Source organism: Streptomyces sp. NPDC006261, from assembly GCF_040613515.1.
GTDB lineage: Bacteria > Actinomycetota > Actinomycetes > Streptomycetales > Streptomycetaceae > Streptomyces.
Window position 1 is genome coordinate 43,828 of sequence record NZ_JBEXSI010000006.1, and the last position, 17,200, is coordinate 61,027.

The following is a 17,200-nucleotide window of genomic DNA, read 5'->3' on the forward strand; positions in this document are numbered from 1 at the left end:
CGGCGACTGCCGGGAAGGCTGGACCCAGGAGCGCGCAACCGCATTCCCGGCGGTCAGTTCGGCGGTGTTGTCCCGGGAACGGCACGGTCACGGTGGTCTCTTTCCGACGACACGGCTCGTCCTGCTTCGAGTGAGGCGGGTACGCGGTGGCACCGTCTCAGTCGTCACGAGCGAGTGGTCGAAGCAGGCTCCCCGATCGGTGTGAACGCTAACAGCGCTTGTTCATCGACTCAATCCCTCGGAATCAACTTCTTGCGCAGGCCGGACTCGTGGCGGGGGGTGTCCGGCCCCCAGGTTCCTCCGTCCGAACTCGCCACGGCGCCACGCCAAGCGAAGCGTAGACATGGGCACCGCTGGCGACTGACGGGATCGCGGTGGCGGCCGGTGTCATCCCGCCCGCCCGCCCGTTCCGGAGTGGAAGTGAACTCCCGAACAAAGGTGCGGTGTTACCGATAACAGGAGGCGCAGAGGGGTAGTCGGTGGCACATCTGTGAGCTACGTACGTGCCGCCCGTGGTCGTCGGCCCAGCGCTCGCGTCAACCGCGCAGAAGCTGCCCACGAGGTGTCTCTGCGGTGGGTCGCGTCGGCCCGTCCGGAGGGAACCGTCACCGCCGGACGACGGACACCGAGCGCCTTCTCGCTGATCGGGCAGAGGAGAGACCCGTTCGCGCAGCCCGAAGGCACCGCTGTTTCGCGGCGTCCTGCAACGCCCACGCACGCTCTCCGCGTCTCGCAGAAGGAGCGGACCGTCCCTGAACGCCCTTCGGAGAACAGGCCAGGGCATCCTCACCCGCCCCGTGCCTGCTCCCCGCTCTCGAATGGATTCCTCGTGAGGAGACCTCATCGGAAGGGGTTCCCCCGCCGGCTCGACGCGGTTTCGCTCGCCGCCCTGGCGGCGGTGCCCATGCACGCGGCGAGCCCGCGGGCGCGGCAAGGAACGCGACTCCGGCCACCGGACGACGCGGCTTACGTCATGGGTCACTTCAAGGAATCCCGCAACGGATCGGGCCATGTCGACGCCCTGCACGTGGCGCTGGGCACCGGTGAGCCGGAGCGGGCGACCTCCCACTCTGTGCCTGGGCAACTGCAACTGGGGGACCGCCCCAGGTGCCGAGGTCCGGCAGTGGACCTGCAACGGGAACAACGCTCAGCAGTGGAGCAGCGGCTGATGATCAGGTCCTGAGCCCGCGCGCCCATACGGCGCCGGCAGGACCGCACGCGCTCTGCGACATGAACCCACCCGATGGCCGCCACCGACCCGGCAGTCATCGGGTGAGGTCATCGATGAGCGGCACGGCGGAGCGGATCGGCTCCGCGCGCTGCCCATGTCGTGCCGGGACTTCCCAGGAGACCAGGCGCAAGGGCTCCGCCCCGGTCGACTTGCGCAGGTCGTCCCAGACGACCCTCCATTGTTAGCGCTCTCAATCAATGCCCACAAGAGCATCACGCCCTGGAGCCGGCCATCCGTGCCGGGTCGGTCCTCGCGCGACGCGACGCCGCGTACGTACCGGAACCTGCCGGCTACGACGGTCATTCCGACCGGGTGCGTGTCGGCGGCCACGCGGACGGCTCGCGGCGTTGCTCCGCGGGGCGGCGTCACGGAAGCCTGTCCGGTCGGCCGGCGAGGCGGCGGTCGCGTGGTGTACACGTCCGCCGAGGTCGTGTCGACGCCGGATGTAGCAGCCCTCTGCGCGGGGCCCTGGGGGCTGATCGGCCCGCCCTGCGCTGCTTGTCCGACCGCGGTGGCCCCGGCGGTGCGGCGAGGTCGCCCGGCGGCCTCACGCGGCACGTCACCACCATGCGCACGGCAGAAGCGCGTCGGGTCGCATGCGCCATGCTCGAGGCGCCATCCGGTGGCGGGCCGCCTGCGGTGTCGGTGAGCAACCTCTGCGGATGCCCCCATTTTGCCCCGTTCTTCGCGTCGCCGGGCGTGCATCACCGCGAGAAAAAGCCTGGCCCCTCTTGTACTGCGGCGATGCGAGCGCTAACAATCAAGCTCGGCCGAGGCTGTCGAACCCCGACCGCCTCTGCGACGAGCCCCGGTGGTGCGAGGACAGGTACTACCGCCGAAGCCCTTCGGGACAGAAGCACCCTCAACGACGAGATTGCCAGGTAAGCACATGACGAACTTCCGAGCCGCATCCCTCCTTCTCGCCGCGACCACCAGCTGCGCCCTGCTCCTCACGGCCTGCGGGCAGAACAGCGAGGGAGGAAGTCAGGAGTCGAAGGACAAGAAGGACCTCACCATTGGGATCTCCATGCCCACCAAGTCCTCCGAAAGGTGGATCGCGGACGGCGCCAATATGACCGCGGGCCTGAAGAAGAGCGGATTTCTCACCAACCTGCAGTACGGGGAGGACGACCCCGACCAGCAGGTGGCCCAGATCGAGAACATGATCACCCAAGGTGTCGACGCCTTGGTCGTGGCGGCCATCAACGGAGAGGCGCTGTCCAATGTTCTGCAGCAGGCGGCGGACGCCCGCATCCCGGTGATCTCCTACGACCGGCTCATCCTGGGATCCCCGCATGTCGCCTACTACGCCTCCTTCGACAACGAGAAGGTCGGCAAGCTCCAAGCCACTTACATCGTGGAGAAGCTGGGCCTGAAGGACGGTTCGAAGAAGGGCCCCTTCAACATCGAGCTGTTCGCCGGCTCGAACGACGACAACAACACCAAGTACTTCTTCAACGGCGCCATGGAAGTGCTGAAGCCCTATCTCGACAGCAAGCAGCTTGTCGTGCGCTCCCAGCAGACCCAGCTCTCCCAGGTCACCACGCTGCGCTGGGACGGAGGAACGGCGCAGAAGCGCATGGACGACCTGTTGACCTCTTCCTATTCCACAGCTCGGATCGATGCTGTGCTGTCCCCTTACGACGGCATCTCGATCGGCATCCTGTCCGCCCTGAAATCTGACGACTACGGAAGTTCGGCCAAGCCGTTGCCGATCGTCACCGGCCAGGACGCCGAGGTCGCCTCGGTGAAGTCGATCATCGCGAATCAGCAGACCCAGACCGTCTACAAGGACACCCGCGCACTGGCGAAGGTCGCCGCGAACATGGTGACCGCCGTCCTCGAGGACAAGAAGCCCGAGACCAATGACGACAGCACCTACGACAACGGCAAGAAGGTGGTCCCGGCCTACCTGCTCGACCCGATCAGCGTCGACAAGGCGAACTACCGCAAGGTTCTGGTCGACTCCGGCTACATCAAGGCCGAGGAGCTCCGTTGAGCTCCGGCGCCTTCGCCTCGCCCTCGCACAGGCCTCCGGCCGGCCCCGTGCTGGAGATGCGGGCCATCGTCAAGACCTTCCCCGGCGTCAGAGCTCTGTCGGAAGTGACCCTGTCCGTGAAGCGCGGCGAGGTTCACGCCCTGTGCGGGGAGAACGGCGCCGGCAAGTCGACGCTGATGAAGGTCCTCTCCGGGGTGCATCCGCACGGGACCTACGAGGGTGAGGTCCTCTTCGACGGTGAACCGTGCCGCTTCAAGGACATCAGGGCCAGTGAGCGGCACGGCATCGTCATCATCCACCAGGAGCTCGCACTCGTCCCCTACCTGTCCATCGCCGAGAACATCTTCCTCGGCAACGAGCCGTCGCGTCGGGGGATCATCGACTGGCGTGAAGTGCTGAGGCGTGCCGCCGAGCTGCTGCGGCGCGTCGGTCTCGACGAGCACCCCGAGACCCGGGTGGCCGACATCGGCGTCGGCAAGCAGCAGCTTGTGGAGATCGCGAAGGCGCTGGCGAAGGATGTCCGGCTGCTGATCCTCGACGAACCCACCGCCGCCCTCAACGACGAGGACAGCGCGAAACTGCTGAGGCTGATGCGGGAACTGAAAGACCAGGGCATCACTTCCATCATCATTTCGCACAAGCTCAACGAGATCGCGCAGATCGCCGACTCCGTCACCATCCTGCGCGACGGACGCTCCATCGAGACCTTGGACGTCAGGGACCCGGCCACCACCGAGGACCGCATCATCCGGGGCATGGTTGGGCGGAGCTTGGACAGCCGTTTCCCCGACCGCACCCCGTACACGGGCCCGGCCGACGTCGACCCGGTCCTGGAGATCCGGGACTGGACCGTACGCCACCCCCTGGACCACAGCCGCAAGGTCGTCGACCGGGTCTCGCTCCAGGTCCGCCGCGGTGAGATCGTCGGCGTCGCGGGGCTCATGGGCGCGGGCCGGACAGAACTCGCGATGAGCGTCTTCGGCCGCTCCTACGGCCGCTACGAGCAGGGGAGCGTGCACAAGGACGGCCGAGCGGTGCGCACCAGGACGGTTCCCGAAGCGGTTGCCAACGGCATCGCGTACGTCACCGAGGACCGCAAGCACTACGGCCTCAACCTGGCGGATTCCGTGAGCCGGAACATCTCGCTCGCATCCCTCCGTACGCTCGCCCGGCGGGGCGTCGTCGACGAGCACGAGGAGCGCAGAGTCGCCGAACGGTACAAACGGACCATGGGCATCAAGGCTCCGAACGTCCTCGAACCGGTGGGACGACTCTCCGGCGGCAACCAGCAGAAGGTCGTTCTCAGCAAGTGGATCCTTGCCGGACCCGACGTACTGATCCTCGACGAACCCACCCGCGGCGTCGACGTGGGGGCCAAGTTCGAGATCTACACCGTGATCGACCGACTCGCCGCCGAGGGCAAGGCCATCCTTCTCATCTCCTCCGAGCTGCCCGAACTGCTCGGCATGTGCGACCGGGTCTACACCATGGCCGCCGGCCGGTTGACCGGTGAAGTCACGCGTGAGGACGCCACTCAGGAAGCGCTGATGCGGCACATGACGCAGGACATCCCCGCACCGTCGGCAGCCGGCGCAGGCACCGCCACCCCCACCGAAGGACATCAGGAATGAGCATCCCCGCCACCACGAAGACGACCGCTCCGGCGCCCCCGGGGAACGGCGCTGCCGGGCCCCCCGGGGTACACATGGCTCGTGCGCTTGTGGACGGCGTCCGGCGGAACATGCGCCAGTACGGAATGCTCCTCGCGCTCGGCCTGATCGTGCTTCTGTTCCAGGTCTGGACGGGAGGAGACCTCCTGCTGCCGCGCAACGTCTCCAACCTGGTGCTGCAGAACAGCTACATCCTCATCCTGGCCATCGGCATGATGATGGTCATCATCTCCGGGCATATCGACCTGTCAGTGGGCTCGCTGATGGCCCTGGTCGGTGGCGTGGGGGCCGTGCTCATGGTCGAGCACCGCATCTCCTGGCCCGTCGCGGTGATCCTCGCCCTCCTGCTGGGGGCCGTCGCGGGCGCGCTCCAGGGGTTCTTCATCGCCTACGTAGGCATACCGTCGTTCATCGTGACCCTCGCCGGCATGCTGCTGTTCCGAGGGCTCACGGAGATCTTCCTCCAGGGCCAGACACTCGGCCCGTTCCCGGAGGGACTGCAGAAGGTCGCCAACGGTTTCCTGCCGGAAGCAGGGCCGCAGACCAACTACCACAATCTGACGCTCCTCCTCGGCTTGGGGCTGATCGTCTTCGTCGTGTTCCAGGAGGTGCGGGACCGTCGGCGTCGGCGGGAGTTCGCACTGGAGTCACTCCCCACCAGCCTCTTCGCGCTCAAGGTGACGGCATTGGTCGTCGCCGTGCTGGTCACGACGCTGCTGCTCGCCAGCTACAAGGGTGCTCCTGTCGTACTCCTGATCCTGGCCGTGCTGCTGGTCGGCTTCGGCTACGTGATGCGCAACGCGGTGATCGGCCGCCACGTGTACGCGGTGGGGGGAAACCTGCCCGCCGCGAAGCTGTCCGGGGTCAAGGACAAGAAGGTGACCTTCGCGGTGTTCCTCAATATGGGGATGCTCGCGGCGCTCGCCGGGCTCGTGTTCGCGGCCCGCTTCAATGCGGCCTCGCCCAAGGCGGGCGTGAACTTCGAACTGGAGGCCATCGCCGCCGCGTTCATCGGCGGTGCCTCGATGAGCGGCGGAGTGGGAACCGTGGCCGGCGCCATCATCGGCGGCCTGGTCCTCGGCGTGCTCAACAACGGCATGAACCTGGTCGGGGTCGGCACCGACTGGCAGCAGGTCATCAAGGGCCTCGTGCTGCTCGCGGCGGTCGGATTCGACGTGTGGAACAGGCGCAGGGCGGGCGTCTGACTCCACCCCTGGTGGCTGTGCCCGCCGGTCGATCACCGGCGGGCACAGCCACTTCAGCATGTTCCCGCTCGGTCAGCCGCGGACACCGAAACGCAGGACCGTCATCGACCGGTACTCATCGCCGGCGCGGAGCACCGTGGACGGGTCGCCGGGACGGTTCGGGGAGTCGGGGAAGTGCTGGGTCTCCAGTGCGACACCCGCTCCCGCCCGGTAGGGCGCTCCGCTTTTGCCGACAACGGCTCCGTCGAACTGTCCGGCGGTGTAGACCTGCAGGCCGGGCTCGGTGGTGAACACCTCCATGCACCGGCCCGTGGCCGGCGCGTGGAGGACGGCTGCCCGGCGCAGCGTGCCGTCGCCGTCCGGGGGCAGTACGAAGTTGTGGTCGTACCCCCCGCCCGCTGCCATGGGCCGATGCTCGGCGCGGGCCAGCGCCTGGGAAAGCTTGAGCGGCCGACGGAGGTCGAACGCGGTGCCGGAGACGGGGAGATGCTCCCCGGCCGGAAGGAGATCTCCGTCGACCGGTGTGTAGTGGGAGGCGTCGACGGTCAGCTCGTGACCGAAGACGTCCCCGGCGCCCTCGCCTTCGAGGTTGAAGTAGGCGTGGTTGGTCAGATTGACCGGTGTGGCGGCGTCGGTGACCGCTGCGTAGGAGAGGGTGAGTTCGTCGTTCCGGCCTAGGAGAAAGCTGACGGTCACGTCCAGGTTTCCCGGAAAGCCCTGATCGCCGTCAGGACTGCGGAGGTGCAGCAGCACACCGGTCCGCTCCGGAGTGTGCACGCTTTCGGCCTCCCAGATCCGGGTGTCGAACCCGTCGGTTCCGCCGTGCAGACAGTGGCCGTTCTCCTGTGTGGTCAACTGGTACGGCGTGCCGTCGAGGGTGAACCGGCCGCGGGCGATGCGGTTGGCGTAGCGGCCCACCGTGGCTCCGAAGTACCGGGCGGCGGCGGTCGACTCGCGCGGTTCTCGGGGGGCGAGGACGACATCCGCCGTACGGCCGTGCCGGTCCGGCACCCACAGCCCGTGGATGCGGGCGCCGTGGGTGTGCACCTCCGCCGTGAGCCCCCCGGCGAAGCCGAAGGTCCAGCGTTGCCCGGCTGCGGGGTCGGGGCGGCAGACCGGAGGGCCTCCGGTGAAAGGGGGCGGGGACGGGTTCATGGGGCTCCTTAACCACAGCGGGGACGCCGCCGGAGGGTGCGCGGGGTGCCGGAGTGCCCGCTCCGACGGTGCTTCCGAGTACCCACCATTTCTATGTTAACGATAACAAGCTAGGTGACGGCTCACCAGTGCCGCTCACGGCACCAGGTGTGCGAGGTCGGGCTCGTGCCTCGTCTGCCGCACCGAGCCGCCTTTTGTTGTCCCTGGAGCCGGCGTCGCGGGAGGAGGCCGACAGGGCTGGGGCCCCTCGGCCGGTGGGGCGAGGTGGTGGTGAGCGGACGTCCGCAAGGGCCCGAAGCGCGTGGTGGGGTTTGGGGGCAAGGGGGAGCGTTTGCGCTAACAAGTCTTCCCCAGCAGTTCCGCAGTTGTCCCTAGTGAGGAGTGCAAGAGTCTTGAGATCGCGACTAGTTAGCGCTCACAATTCATAGGGGTAGTCGTGTGACGCCTTCGCCCGGCGGCGTGCGCCGGCGGGTTGCTTCGACCTCCTTCTCAGCGAAGGACGCCTCGTTCGGGAAGTGGTGATGGCCCAGTGCGTGCTCCGAGCCCGAAACGGTGGCCGAAGCCCGCAGCCTCGGGGCCGTACCGAGTCGCTCCGGTCATCCGTTTCCGGCGGTGCCGAACTGCTCCACGTCGGCAGCGAGTGAGCTCGGCGTTGCAGGTCAAGACCAGCGGCGCGGGCGTATGACGACACCCGTCCACCCAGACCGGCGCCTTCCGGCGCCACGACTCGGAGGATCCATGTCCCGCAGAAGTATCCGCCCACGCCTCAGGCTCGGCCTGACGGCCGCCGCGGTCCTGATGACGACAGCCGTCGTGCCGGCCCCCGCGCACGGCGAGGCGCCGGTCACCGACTACGCCATCACCGTGGACCCGACCAAGCAGGGCGCCGCGATCGACGACACCATGTACGGGCTGTTCCTGGAGGACATCAACCGGGCCGCCGACGGGGGCCTGTACGCCGAACTCGTACAGAACAGGTCCTTCGAATACTCCGCCGCCGACAACCGGGCCTACACCTCGTTGACCTCCTGGGACGTCGACGGATCCGCCACGGTCGTGAATGACGACGGCCGTCTCCACGCGAACAACCGCAACTACGCCCGGGTGGCGGCGGGCGCGACCCTGACCAACTCCGGCTACAACAGCGGGCTGTCGTTGAGGAGCGGGGCGAAGTACGACTTCTCGGTATGGGCCCGCGCCGAGGCCGGAACCACGCTCACGCTCACGCTCAAGGACGCGGGCGGCGCACTGGCCACGGTCCGGCAGCAGACCGTGAGGGGCGGCTGGAAGCAGTACCGCGCCACGTTCACCGCCACGCGCACCACCACCACCGGCCGGCTCGCCGTCGGCTCGACCGGCGCCGCCGCCCTGGACGAAGTGTCCCTCTTCCCTCGTGACACGTACAAGAAACAGCCGGGGGGCCTGCGCAAGGATCTTGCGGAGAAGCTCGCCGCGCTGAAGCCCGGCTTCCTCCGCTTTCCCGGCGGCTGCCTGGTCAACACCGGCTCCATGGAGGACTACAGCGAGACGTCCGGCTGGCAGCGAGCCCGTTCCTACCAGTGGAAGGACACCATAGGCCCGGTCGAGCAGCGTGCCACCAACGCCAACTTCTGGGGCTACAACCAGAGTTATGGCCTCGGATACTACGAGTACTTCCGCTTCGCCGAGGACGTGGGAGCGATGCCGCTGCCGGTCGTGCCGGCCCTGGTCACCGGCTGCGGTCAGAACCGGGCCGTCGTCGATGACGCCCTACTGAGGCGGCACATCCAGGACACGCTGGACCTCATCGAGTTCGCCAACGGGCCGGTGACGTCCACCTGGGGACGTAAGCGCGCGGAAATGGGACACCCCGGGCCGTTCGGCCTCACGCACGTCCAGGTCGGCAACGAGGAGAACCTGCCCCGGGAGTTCTTCGAGCGCTTCACGAAGTTCCGTACGGCCATCGAGGCGAAGTACCCGGGGATCACGGTCGTCTCCAACTCCGGACCGGCCGCATCCGGTGCGACCTTCGACACCCTCTGGCAGCTCAACCGGGACGCCGGCGTCGCCATGGTCGACGAGCACTACTACAACAGCCCGCAGTGGTTCCTGGAGAACAACCGGCGCTACGACTCCTACGACCGCTCCGGCCCCAAGGTCTTCCTCGGTGAGTACGCCTCCCAGGGCAACACGTTCGGCAACGGTCTCGCCGAGGCCGCGTTCATGACCGGCCTGGAGCGCAACGCCGACATCGTCAAGCTCGCCTCCTACGCGCCCGTGCTCGCCAACGAGGACTACGTGCAGTGGCGCCCCAACCTGATCTGGTTCAACAACCGCGCGTCCTGGGGGTCGGCCAACTACGAGGTCCAGAAGCTCTTCATGAACAACGTGGGTGACCGGGTCGTTCCCTCCGAGGCCACCTCCACCCCCTCCGTCAGCGGACCCGTCTCGGGGGCCGTCGGCCTGTCGACGTGGGCGACGGCCGCCTCGTACGACGACGTACGGGTGACCGCCGCGGACGGCAGGACCCTCCTGACCGACGACTTCTCAGGCCCGGCATCGGCCTGGACCCACACCGGTGGCGGCAGCTGGGCCGTCCAGGACGGGCAGTACGTCCAGAGGGACGTCGCCGCCGAGAACACCACGGTCACCGCGGGCGACCGCGCCTGGCGCGACTACGACCTGCACGTGACGGCCACCAAGCAGGCAGGCGCTGAAGGATTCCTGGTCGCCTTCGGCGTCAAGGACACCGGCAACTACTACTGGTGGAACCTCGGAGGGTGGGGCAACACGGCCCACGGAGTCGAGCGCTCCGACAACGGCGCGAAGACGACACTGATCAGCAAGCCCGGCACCATCGAGGCCGGACGCGCCTACGACATCGAGGTCAAGGTCCGCGGACGGCAGGTGACCCTCTACCTGGACGGCAAGGAGTGGGGGGCTTTCACCGACGACCAGGTGGCCGAACCGTTCCGTCAGGTCGTCACCCGGGACCGGGCGACCGGTGACCTGCTCGTCAAGGTCGTGAACGCCCAGCCGGCCGCGGCACGCACCAGCGTCGACCTCGGCGGTGCGCGGGTGGCCTCCCGGGCCCGGGTGACGACCCTGGCGGCCGCCCCGTCCGCCGAGAACAGCGAGACAGCCACTCCCGTAGCTCCCGTGAAGTCGACCCTGACCGGGATCTCGGACACCTTCACGTACACGTTCCCCGCCAACTCGATCACGTTCCTGAGGATCGGCATACGGTAGCGGCCGCCTTCCGGTGCTCGCGGGCGGTGTCTGGGGTGTGCGTCGCCCGCAGAGGCTGCCTGGCGAGGGGTATGCAACGGCGGCTCCCGCCCGGTCGCGGTACCGGGCCGGGCGGGAGCCGTGCTGGCTGCCGGTGGTGGTCACCGGTGGTGTTCAGGGTGCACCGGGGGCGTTCACCGGCTTGACGCCGTGAACGGTGGTACCGGTCCGCAGGCGCGGGACGACCGCTCGCTTTCCGGCGGTGATCGCACCGGGCGGCGGCAGGCGGGCTCGACCCGTACGGCGCGGGTCGGTACACCTAGCCCGGCAGGCGGCCCCTCTTTCCTTCCGGCACCGCGTATCCGGGCACTGAAGGCCAGCGGACGGTCAGCAGAACCGATTCCTCCTCGGCGAGCCACGAGTGACCGACATCCCGTCCCCACACGACGTAGTCACCTTGCTCCTGCAGAAGAACGCTGTGGCCGGGGAAGTCGACCCGGAAGCGCCCGCTGATGAGGACCAGGAGGGCTGTCCGTCTCTCGTTCTCGACCCACTGTGCACGCTCGTCGCCGCGGGGGTGGACACCCCACTTGATTTCGACAGCTTGGCTATGGCGCGGATCGTCCACGTCCTTGAAGTGCCCGAGCAGCCACCCCCGGTCCAGAACCGCGTCCTTGCCCGCGTTGCCCACATACACGCTGTCATCCACGCTTCGCCACGCTAGCAGTGGCTCGCTCGCTCGTAGGAGCGGGCCGGCATCCGCCCATTCCGGGCTCACCCCGCGTCGTGGAAACCCGTCGACGTCATCGCCGGGCCGCACTTCGCCGCGACGGCCGGCTCGCCCGTGAGGTCAGGCTGTGCGCCGACGAAGGCCGGGCAGAGGACGACCCGGGGCGGCAGGTGCGGCTGAGCTTCCTGGGTCAGCCGGCTGGAACGGTGAAGGGGAACTCCCGCGTAGCGTGATCACCTGCCGCATGGAAGGTCCATGTGTCCGGCCGGCCCGTGCGAGGGAGGCCGGTGGTGAGCGATGGGGTCGTGATGAGCGAACTGACGAAACCCGTGATCGAGGTTCCTGAGGGGGAGGCGCCCGCCGAACTGACGATCCGGGACCTCGTGGTGGGGGATGGGCCCGAGGCGCGGCCGGGCCGGGTCGTCCAGGTTCACTACGTAGGAGTGGCGTTCGCCTCCGGAAGGGAGTTCGACTCCTCCTGGGAGCAGGACCGTCCGTTCAAGTTCGCCGTGGGCGGTGGCAGGGCCATCAAGGGCTGGGACCGGGGGGTGAGGGGCATGAAGGCCGGCGGTCGGCGTGAGATCATCGTTCCCCCGCGACTCGGCTACGGCAAGCAGTCGCCCTCTCCACTGATCCCGGCCGGCTCGACGCTGATCTTCGTCGTGGACCTGCTCACGGTGGTGGGTGGGCCGCCGGAGCGAGGCCGGACCTGAAGGGCTCGGCCTGAGCTGAGCGAAGCCACCCCCCGACACCTGCTGGACACCGCCCCGCCGCTCAGGCCAGCACAGGTATCCAGCCTCACCGAAGGACCCTTGTCCGCATGAGCACCCCGACACTCTCCCCCGCGGTGGCCCCTACCTCCCGCCACGCCCGCCCATGACCCCGTCCTGTTCGCGCGGGCGATGCGGGACATGCGCCTGACGTGGCGTGCCCGCGGGATCCTGGCCGAACTCGCGGTTGGCTACGCCTCCGGGGAGGCGCCCGCCATCGGTGAGCTGGTCGCCCTCACCCGCGACGAGCGCCTGGCCGCCGAGGGCCGCGAGGCGTTCCGTAGGGCGGTCGGTGAGCTGCGCAGCATCGGCTACCTGACTCCGGACGCCACCACGGCCTCGGGCGTGGGCGCGCGTCTGGTCGTGGATCTGGCCCCGGTCGTGGATCTGGCCCCGGCTGAGGACGCCTGTCTGATCCCGCAGCGTTACGGCTACGGCCCGCTCGTGTAGGGGGCTGACCGCCCGTCTGCCCTGACGTCGCCTTGCCGCAGAGATCCTCGGACGTCCTGGGGCTGCGATCCGATCCGGAAGAACGGGAATCGACTGTTCTCCACGTCCGCCGGCCGTAGGCTGTGCCGGAAGAATCGAGGGGAGACGGGTCGAGACGGCCCGTGACAGGGACGGCTCGTCGGTCGTCTTTCCCGCGGTACCGGCGTAGGCGCGTGACAACGCGCTCGGCCGGTGGGGCCGAGTCGCCGCCGGAGCACAGACCTGACCGGATGCCGGGTTCGAACGCCCGGCAACGTGCCGTGGGGGCCGGCGCGCGTACGCACCGGCCCCTACGGCCCGACTCGTGCTCCGGACCCGTCAGGCCAGGTCGAAGCGGTCCAGGTCCATCACCTTGGTCCAGGCGGCGACGAAGTCCGTCACGAACTTCTGCTGTGCGTCGTCGCTCGCGTAGACCTCGGCGAGGGCGCGGAGTTCGGAGTTGGAGCCGAAGACCAGGTCGGCGCGGGTGCCGGTCCACTTGACCTTGCCGGATGCGTCGCGGGCCTCGAACTCGTCCTGCGCCGACGACGTCGACTTCCAGGTGGTGCCCAGGTCGAGCAGGTTCACGAAGAAGTCGTTGGTCAGCGTGCCCGGGCGGTCGGTGAGGACGCCGTGCTTCGAGCCGCCGGTGTTGGCGCCCAGCACGCGCAGACCGCCCACCAGCACGGTGGTCTCCGGGGCGCTCAGCGTCAGCAGGTTGGCCCGGTCGAGGAGCAGGTACTCGGCCGGCAGGCGGGCGCCCTTGCCGACGTAGTTGCGGAAGCCGTCGTACGCGGGTTCCAGGGCGGCGAAGGACTCGACGTCCGTCTGGTCCTGCGTGGCGTCGACCCGGCCCCCGGTGAACGGCACCTCCACCTCGACGCCGGCGTCCTTGGCCGCCTGCTCGACGGCCGCGTTGCCCGCGAGGATGATCAGGTCGGCCAGCGAGACCTGCTTGCCGCCCTTGGCGTTGAACGACTCCTGGATGCCCTCCAGGGCGCGCAGGACCTGGGCCAGCTCGTCCGGATTGTTCGCCTCCCAGCCGCGCTGCGGCTCCAGACGGATCCGGGCGCCGTTCGCGCCGCCGCGCTTGTCGCTGCCGCGGAAGGACGCGGCCGAGGCCCAGGCGGCCGAGACGAGCTGTGCCACCGTCAGGTCCGTGGCGAGTACCTGCTCCTTGAGCGCGGTGATCTCCGCGGCGTCCAGCAGCTCGCCGGTCCGCGCGGGCAGCGGGTCCTGCCACAGCAGCACCTCGGAGGGCACCTCGGGGCCCAGGTAGCGCTGGATCGGCCCCATGTCGCGGTGCGTCAGCTTGTACCAGGCGCGGGCGAAGGCGTCCGCGAACTCCTCCGGGTTCTCGTGGAAGCGTCGCGAGATCTGCTCGTACGCCGGGTCGAAGCGCAGCGACAGGTCGGTGGTGAGCATCTGCGGCTTGTGCTTCTTCGACGCGTCGTGCGCGTCCGGGATGGTCGCCTCGGCGTCCTTGGCGACCCACTGCTTCGCACCGGCCGGGGACTCGGTCAGCTCGTACTCGTAGGCGAAGAGGTTGTGGAAGAACTCGTTGCCCCACGTGGTCGGGGTGCTGGTCCAGGTCACCTCCAGACCGCTGGTGATGGTGTCCCCGCCCTTGCCCGTCCCGTACGAGTTGCGCCAGCCGAGGCCCTGCTCCTCCAGCGGGGCGCCCTCGGGATCCGCGCCGACGCTCTCGGCCGGGCCCGCACCGTGCGTCTTGCCGAAGGTGTGGCCACCGGCGATGAGGGCGACGGTCTCCTCGTCGTTCATCGCCATCCGGCGGAAGGTCTCGCGGATGTCGCGGGCGGCCGCGATCGGGTCCGGGTTGCCGTTGGGGCCCTCGGGGTTGACGTAGATGAGGCCCATCTGGACCGCGCCGAGCGGGCTCTCCAGCTCACGGTCGCCGGAGTAGCGCTCGTCGTCGAGCCAGGTGGTCTCCGGGCCCCAGTAGACGTCCTCTTCCGACTCCCAGACGTCCTCGCGGCCACCGGCGAAGCCGAAGGTCTTCAGGCCCATGGTCTCCAGGGCGACGTTGCCGGTGAGGATCAGCAGGTCGGCCCAGGACAGCGCCTGGCCGTACTTCTTCTTGACCGGCCACAGCAGACGGCGGGCCTTGTCCAGGTTGCCGTTGTCCGGCCAGCTGTTCAGCGGGGCGAAGCGCTGCTGACCGGCGCCCGCGCCACCGCGGCCGTCGCTGATGCGGTACGTGCCGGCGCTGTGCCAGGCCATCCGGACCATCAGCGGTCCGTAGTTGCCGAAGTCGGCCGGCCACCAGTCCTGCGAGGTCGTGAGCACCTCGGCGATGTCCCGCTTCACCGCGGGCAGGTCGAGCGCCTGGAACGCGGTCGCGTAGTCGAAGTCCGCACCGAGCGGGTTCGCCACCGCGGGGTTCTTGGCCAGGATCTTCAGGTTGAGGCGGTCCGGCCACCACTGGCGGTTCCCCCCGCCCTGTGTGGGGTGCGCCGCGCGGCCGTGGGCCACGGGGCAGCCGCTCGCCTGCGCCTCGGGCACCTCGGGGATGGCCGTCTCAGGCGAATCCGGGACGACGGGGTCGAAGACATGTGACTCGTTGTTCTCGGTCATTGGGTGATCCTTCCGGCCCCGGCGGGACGTGGGGGCGCTGTACGGGGGAGGAGGATTCGGGCCGTGCAGAAGGGGCACCTGTGTTGCCAGGGCCTCGCCGAGGGTCGCCCGAGGGCCTTACGGACCACCGGGCCGGACGGTCCCGGGCGGTGCGACGAGGACGATGCTCGGACGGCGGGCGGCGATGCGCTCCCGACCGGCGGTGTCCCGTCACGTGTCTCTGCTGCCGTACCGGAGCCTTCCTGTCTCTTGGATGTCGCCGGGATCGATCCTACGATGGACTTCGTCCAAGTCAAGAAGTGCGCTAAAACGATAACGACCGGGGTGCGGCGCCGTCGGATCATTCCGGGGCCGCGCGTCCCCCGCGAACCGGAGCAGGTGAGACGAGATGAGCGACCTCCTTCAGCGGCTGCGCGGCCGTGACTGGCGGTTGACCTCGCAGCGGCGTGTCGTCGCGGAGGTCCTCGACGGCGACCACGTGCACCTGACAGCGGACGAGGTGCATCTGCGGGCCGCCGCGCGACTGCCCGAGATCTCCCGCGCGACCGTCTACAACACGCTGGGGGAGCTCGTCGCGATCGGCGAGGTGCTGGAGGTCTCCACGGTGGGCCGGGCCAAGCGCTACGACCCGAACGCGCGCCGCCCCCATCAGCACCTCGTGTGCTCCGGCTGCGGTACGGTCCGCGACGTCCACCCGGTCGGCGATGCCCTGGGTGATCTGCCCGAGGGTGAGCGGTTCGGGTTCGCCGTCGGCTCGGTGGAGATCACCTACCGGGGCTTGTGCCCGGCCTGCGCCTGACCGGCTGCGGCGGGATGCGCGCCCCCCGCCCAGTACGACCGGGGCGTCGGACGGGTCCTACGGGCGTGAGCCCGCGGCGCTTCGCGAGCTGGTGACGGCGCTACGTTGTGAACGGGCTGCGCTGTGAGGCGCCGATGGTGAGCGGCGCGGCCGGCCCCTGGGGCAGCCCTCCAGCCGCGGGGTCCCCCGGGCTGGGCACGGGGAACGCGCTGGTGGCGACACTTCTGGTGCAGCTCGGGGCGGTTGCGGCTTTCGCATGTGCGGCTGCCGCGTGCGGTGCCGCACTGCGGCGGAGGTGGGTCAGCCCTGTGCGGTGTCGTCGCCCGCCTGCTCGGTGCCCTCAGCCGCGCCTGCCTTCTCGCGCATCTTGCGCACCAGCTCCGCTTTCTGGGCGGCTGCACCCTGGCGGTCGAGGTTGCGGTGCGGGCCGTTGTTCTGCCGTTCGGCGCGGGACAGCTTCTTGCGCTGGCCGCCACCCATGCCCACGGGGTTGTTGATGTTCTTGCTCACGGTCATGGGTTCTCCCGGTAGTGATGTGAAGTGATCTACGGATTCATCGGTGGGGGACGGGCGGCGACGTCGGAGGGCGTCAGCCGGGGCCCGTCACGCCCTACTCGTGAATCGGAGTCTGGAAGAACATGACAAATACGTTACCCGGTTCCGCCGGCCCCGCGCACCAGCCTGCTCGCAGCCCACCGGGGCGCCCCCCAGGGTGGCCATGGCCTCCTGGTGCCTCAGGCGGCGAGCACGGCGGCGAGCATGCGCCGGACGACCGGGGTCAGTTCGGTCACGTCGGGTACCGGGCGGCTCGCGGCAGGTGCGCCGGCGAGCCGGTCGTACAACAGGCCGTCGGTCCAGGCGACGAGCAGGTCCGCCGCCTGCGCCGGGCGGGGGGCGCCGAGCGCCGCCAGCAGGGTGATGGCCCTGGAGCGCGCGGCGAGGCCCGCCGTCTCCAGGCCGGCGCGCAGCTCCGGGCGGCGGGTCGCTTCCAGGCTGAGTTCGAAGCGGGCGAGCTGGCGGTCCCGCCCCACGGTCAGCCAGTGGTGCAGCAGTGCGGCCAATGCCTGCGCGGCGGCGTCCGGGTCCGGGCTCCCGTGCTCCGTTTCCCACCGGTCCACGTCGGCGACCGACAGGGCGGCCAGGCGGAGGTAGCAGGCGCTGATCAGAGCGCTCCGCGTACGGAAGTAGTACGACGTGCTGCCGGCCGGCAGCGCCGCGGCGGTGTCGACCGCGCGATGGGTAAGGCCACGCAGGCCGACGGCGGCCACGGTGTCGATGGCGGCGTCGGCGATCAGGTCTCGGCGATCGGGGAGGGACACGCTCCGCACTCTACAGATGTAGAGTGCGGAACGTTGGCCTCTACAGGCGTAG

12 protein-coding genes are annotated in these 17,200 nt (G+C 69.2%); 7 read left to right on the top strand and 5 right to left on the bottom strand.

The features are described 5' to 3' along the window. The first annotated feature begins 2,120 nt into the window (after positions 1-2,120). The 3 genes from chvE to mmsB are packed head-to-tail and all read left to right on the top strand — an operon-like array spanning position 2,121 to position 6,105. Positions 2,121-3,230 carry a multiple monosaccharide ABC transporter substrate-binding protein gene (gene chvE / locus ABZ154_RS05160; RefSeq protein WP_356829171.1) on the top strand — a complete coding sequence of 370 codons (1,110 nt, stop codon included), beginning with the start codon at positions 2,121-2,123 and terminating at the stop codon, positions 3,228-3,230. A 56-nt stretch (positions 3,231-3,286) separates the two neighbouring features. Continuing rightward, positions 3,287-4,861, top strand: a complete 1,575-nt coding sequence (mmsA, locus tag ABZ154_RS05165) for a multiple monosaccharide ABC transporter ATP-binding protein (RefSeq protein ID WP_356829405.1) — start codon at positions 3,287-3,289, stop codon at positions 4,859-4,861. Continuing rightward, entirely contained in the window at positions 4,858-6,105 is a 1,248-nt protein-coding gene (gene mmsB, locus ABZ154_RS05170) for a multiple monosaccharide ABC transporter permease (protein WP_356829173.1), read from the top strand. Before mmsA ends, mmsB begins: the two co-directional genes overlap by 4 nt. Positions 6,106-6,177: 72 nt before the next feature. Here mmsB and ABZ154_RS05175 read toward each other — a convergent pair whose 3' ends face one another. After that, positions 6,178-7,260, bottom strand: coding sequence for an aldose epimerase family protein (locus ABZ154_RS05175; protein WP_356829175.1), 1,083 nt, complete (start codon positions 7,258-7,260; stop codon positions 6,178-6,180). A gap of 738 nt (positions 7,261-7,998) precedes the next feature. Here ABZ154_RS05175 and ABZ154_RS05180 point away from each other — a divergent pair. Continuing rightward, entirely contained in the window at positions 7,999-10,488 is a 2,490-nt protein-coding gene (locus ABZ154_RS05180) for an alpha-L-arabinofuranosidase C-terminal domain-containing protein (RefSeq protein WP_356829177.1), read from the top strand. 298 nt (positions 10,489-10,786) lie between these two features. Here ABZ154_RS05180 and ABZ154_RS05185 read toward each other — a convergent pair whose 3' ends face one another. Beyond that, positions 10,787-11,176 (bottom strand): signal peptidase I, encoded by a 390-nt coding sequence (locus ABZ154_RS05185; RefSeq protein WP_356829179.1) that lies wholly within the window; start codon positions 11,174-11,176, stop codon positions 10,787-10,789. 329 nt (positions 11,177-11,505) lie between these two features. On the opposite strand from ABZ154_RS05185, the gene ABZ154_RS05190 reads away from it, so the two are divergent. Both ABZ154_RS05190 and ABZ154_RS05195 read left to right on the top strand, forming a co-directional pair. Further along, a complete protein-coding gene (locus tag ABZ154_RS05190; protein WP_356829407.1) occupies positions 11,506-11,910 on the top strand; it encodes an FKBP-type peptidyl-prolyl cis-trans isomerase in 405 nt (134 codons plus the stop codon). Positions 11,911-12,108: 198 nt separating this feature from the next. Then, positions 12,109-12,417, top strand: coding sequence for a hypothetical protein (locus tag ABZ154_RS05195; RefSeq protein ID WP_356829181.1), 309 nt, complete (start codon positions 12,109-12,111; stop codon positions 12,415-12,417). A 357-nt stretch (positions 12,418-12,774) separates the two neighbouring features. Here ABZ154_RS05195 and katG read toward each other — a convergent pair whose 3' ends face one another. After that, entirely contained in the window at positions 12,775-15,030 is a 2,256-nt protein-coding gene (katG, locus tag ABZ154_RS05200; RefSeq protein WP_356829183.1) for a catalase/peroxidase HPI, read from the bottom strand. Positions 15,031-15,418: 388 nt separating this feature from the next. Here katG and ABZ154_RS05205 point away from each other — a divergent pair, with 388 nt between their 5' ends. Continuing rightward, positions 15,419-15,829: a transcriptional repressor gene (locus ABZ154_RS05205; protein WP_356829185.1), complete on the top strand. Its 411-nt coding sequence runs from the start codon at positions 15,419-15,421 to the stop codon at positions 15,827-15,829. Between the two features lie 300 nt (positions 15,830-16,129). On the opposite strand, the gene ABZ154_RS05210 is transcribed toward ABZ154_RS05205, so the two are convergent. Next, entirely contained in the window at positions 16,130-16,345 is a 216-nt protein-coding gene (locus ABZ154_RS05210) for a DUF6243 family protein (RefSeq protein WP_356829187.1), read from the bottom strand. 218 nt (positions 16,346-16,563) lie between these two features. Continuing rightward, on the bottom strand, positions 16,564-17,148 hold the full coding sequence (locus tag ABZ154_RS05215; protein WP_356829189.1) for a TetR family transcriptional regulator: 585 nt from the start codon (positions 17,146-17,148) through the stop codon (positions 16,564-16,566). Positions 17,149-17,200 lie beyond the last annotated feature (52 nt).

Coding starts and splice junctions, on each gene's coding strand:
- ABZ154_RS05190 (WP_356829407.1), top strand. CDS start 11,506: ATGAGCGAACTGACGAAACCCGTGATCGAGGTTCCTGAGGGGGAGGCG.
- ABZ154_RS05175 (WP_356829175.1), bottom strand. CDS start 7,260: ATGAACCCGTCCCCGCCCCCTTTCACCGGAGGCCCTCCGGTCTGCCGC.
- mmsA (WP_356829405.1), top strand. CDS start 3,287: ATGCGGGCCATCGTCAAGACCTTCCCCGGCGTCAGAGCTCTGTCGGAA.
- ABZ154_RS05195 (WP_356829181.1), top strand. CDS start 12,109: ATGCGCCTGACGTGGCGTGCCCGCGGGATCCTGGCCGAACTCGCGGTT.
- mmsB (WP_356829173.1), top strand. CDS start 4,858: ATGAGCATCCCCGCCACCACGAAGACGACCGCTCCGGCGCCCCCGGGG.
- ABZ154_RS05205 (WP_356829185.1), top strand. CDS start 15,419: ATGAGCGACCTCCTTCAGCGGCTGCGCGGCCGTGACTGGCGGTTGACC.
- ABZ154_RS05210 (WP_356829187.1), bottom strand. CDS start 16,345: ATGACCGTGAGCAAGAACATCAACAACCCCGTGGGCATGGGTGGCGGC.
- ABZ154_RS05180 (WP_356829177.1), top strand. CDS start 7,999: ATGTCCCGCAGAAGTATCCGCCCACGCCTCAGGCTCGGCCTGACGGCC.
- chvE (WP_356829171.1), top strand. CDS start 2,121: ATGACGAACTTCCGAGCCGCATCCCTCCTTCTCGCCGCGACCACCAGC.
- katG (WP_356829183.1), bottom strand. CDS start 15,030: ATGACCGAGAACAACGAGTCACATGTCTTCGACCCCGTCGTCCCGGAT.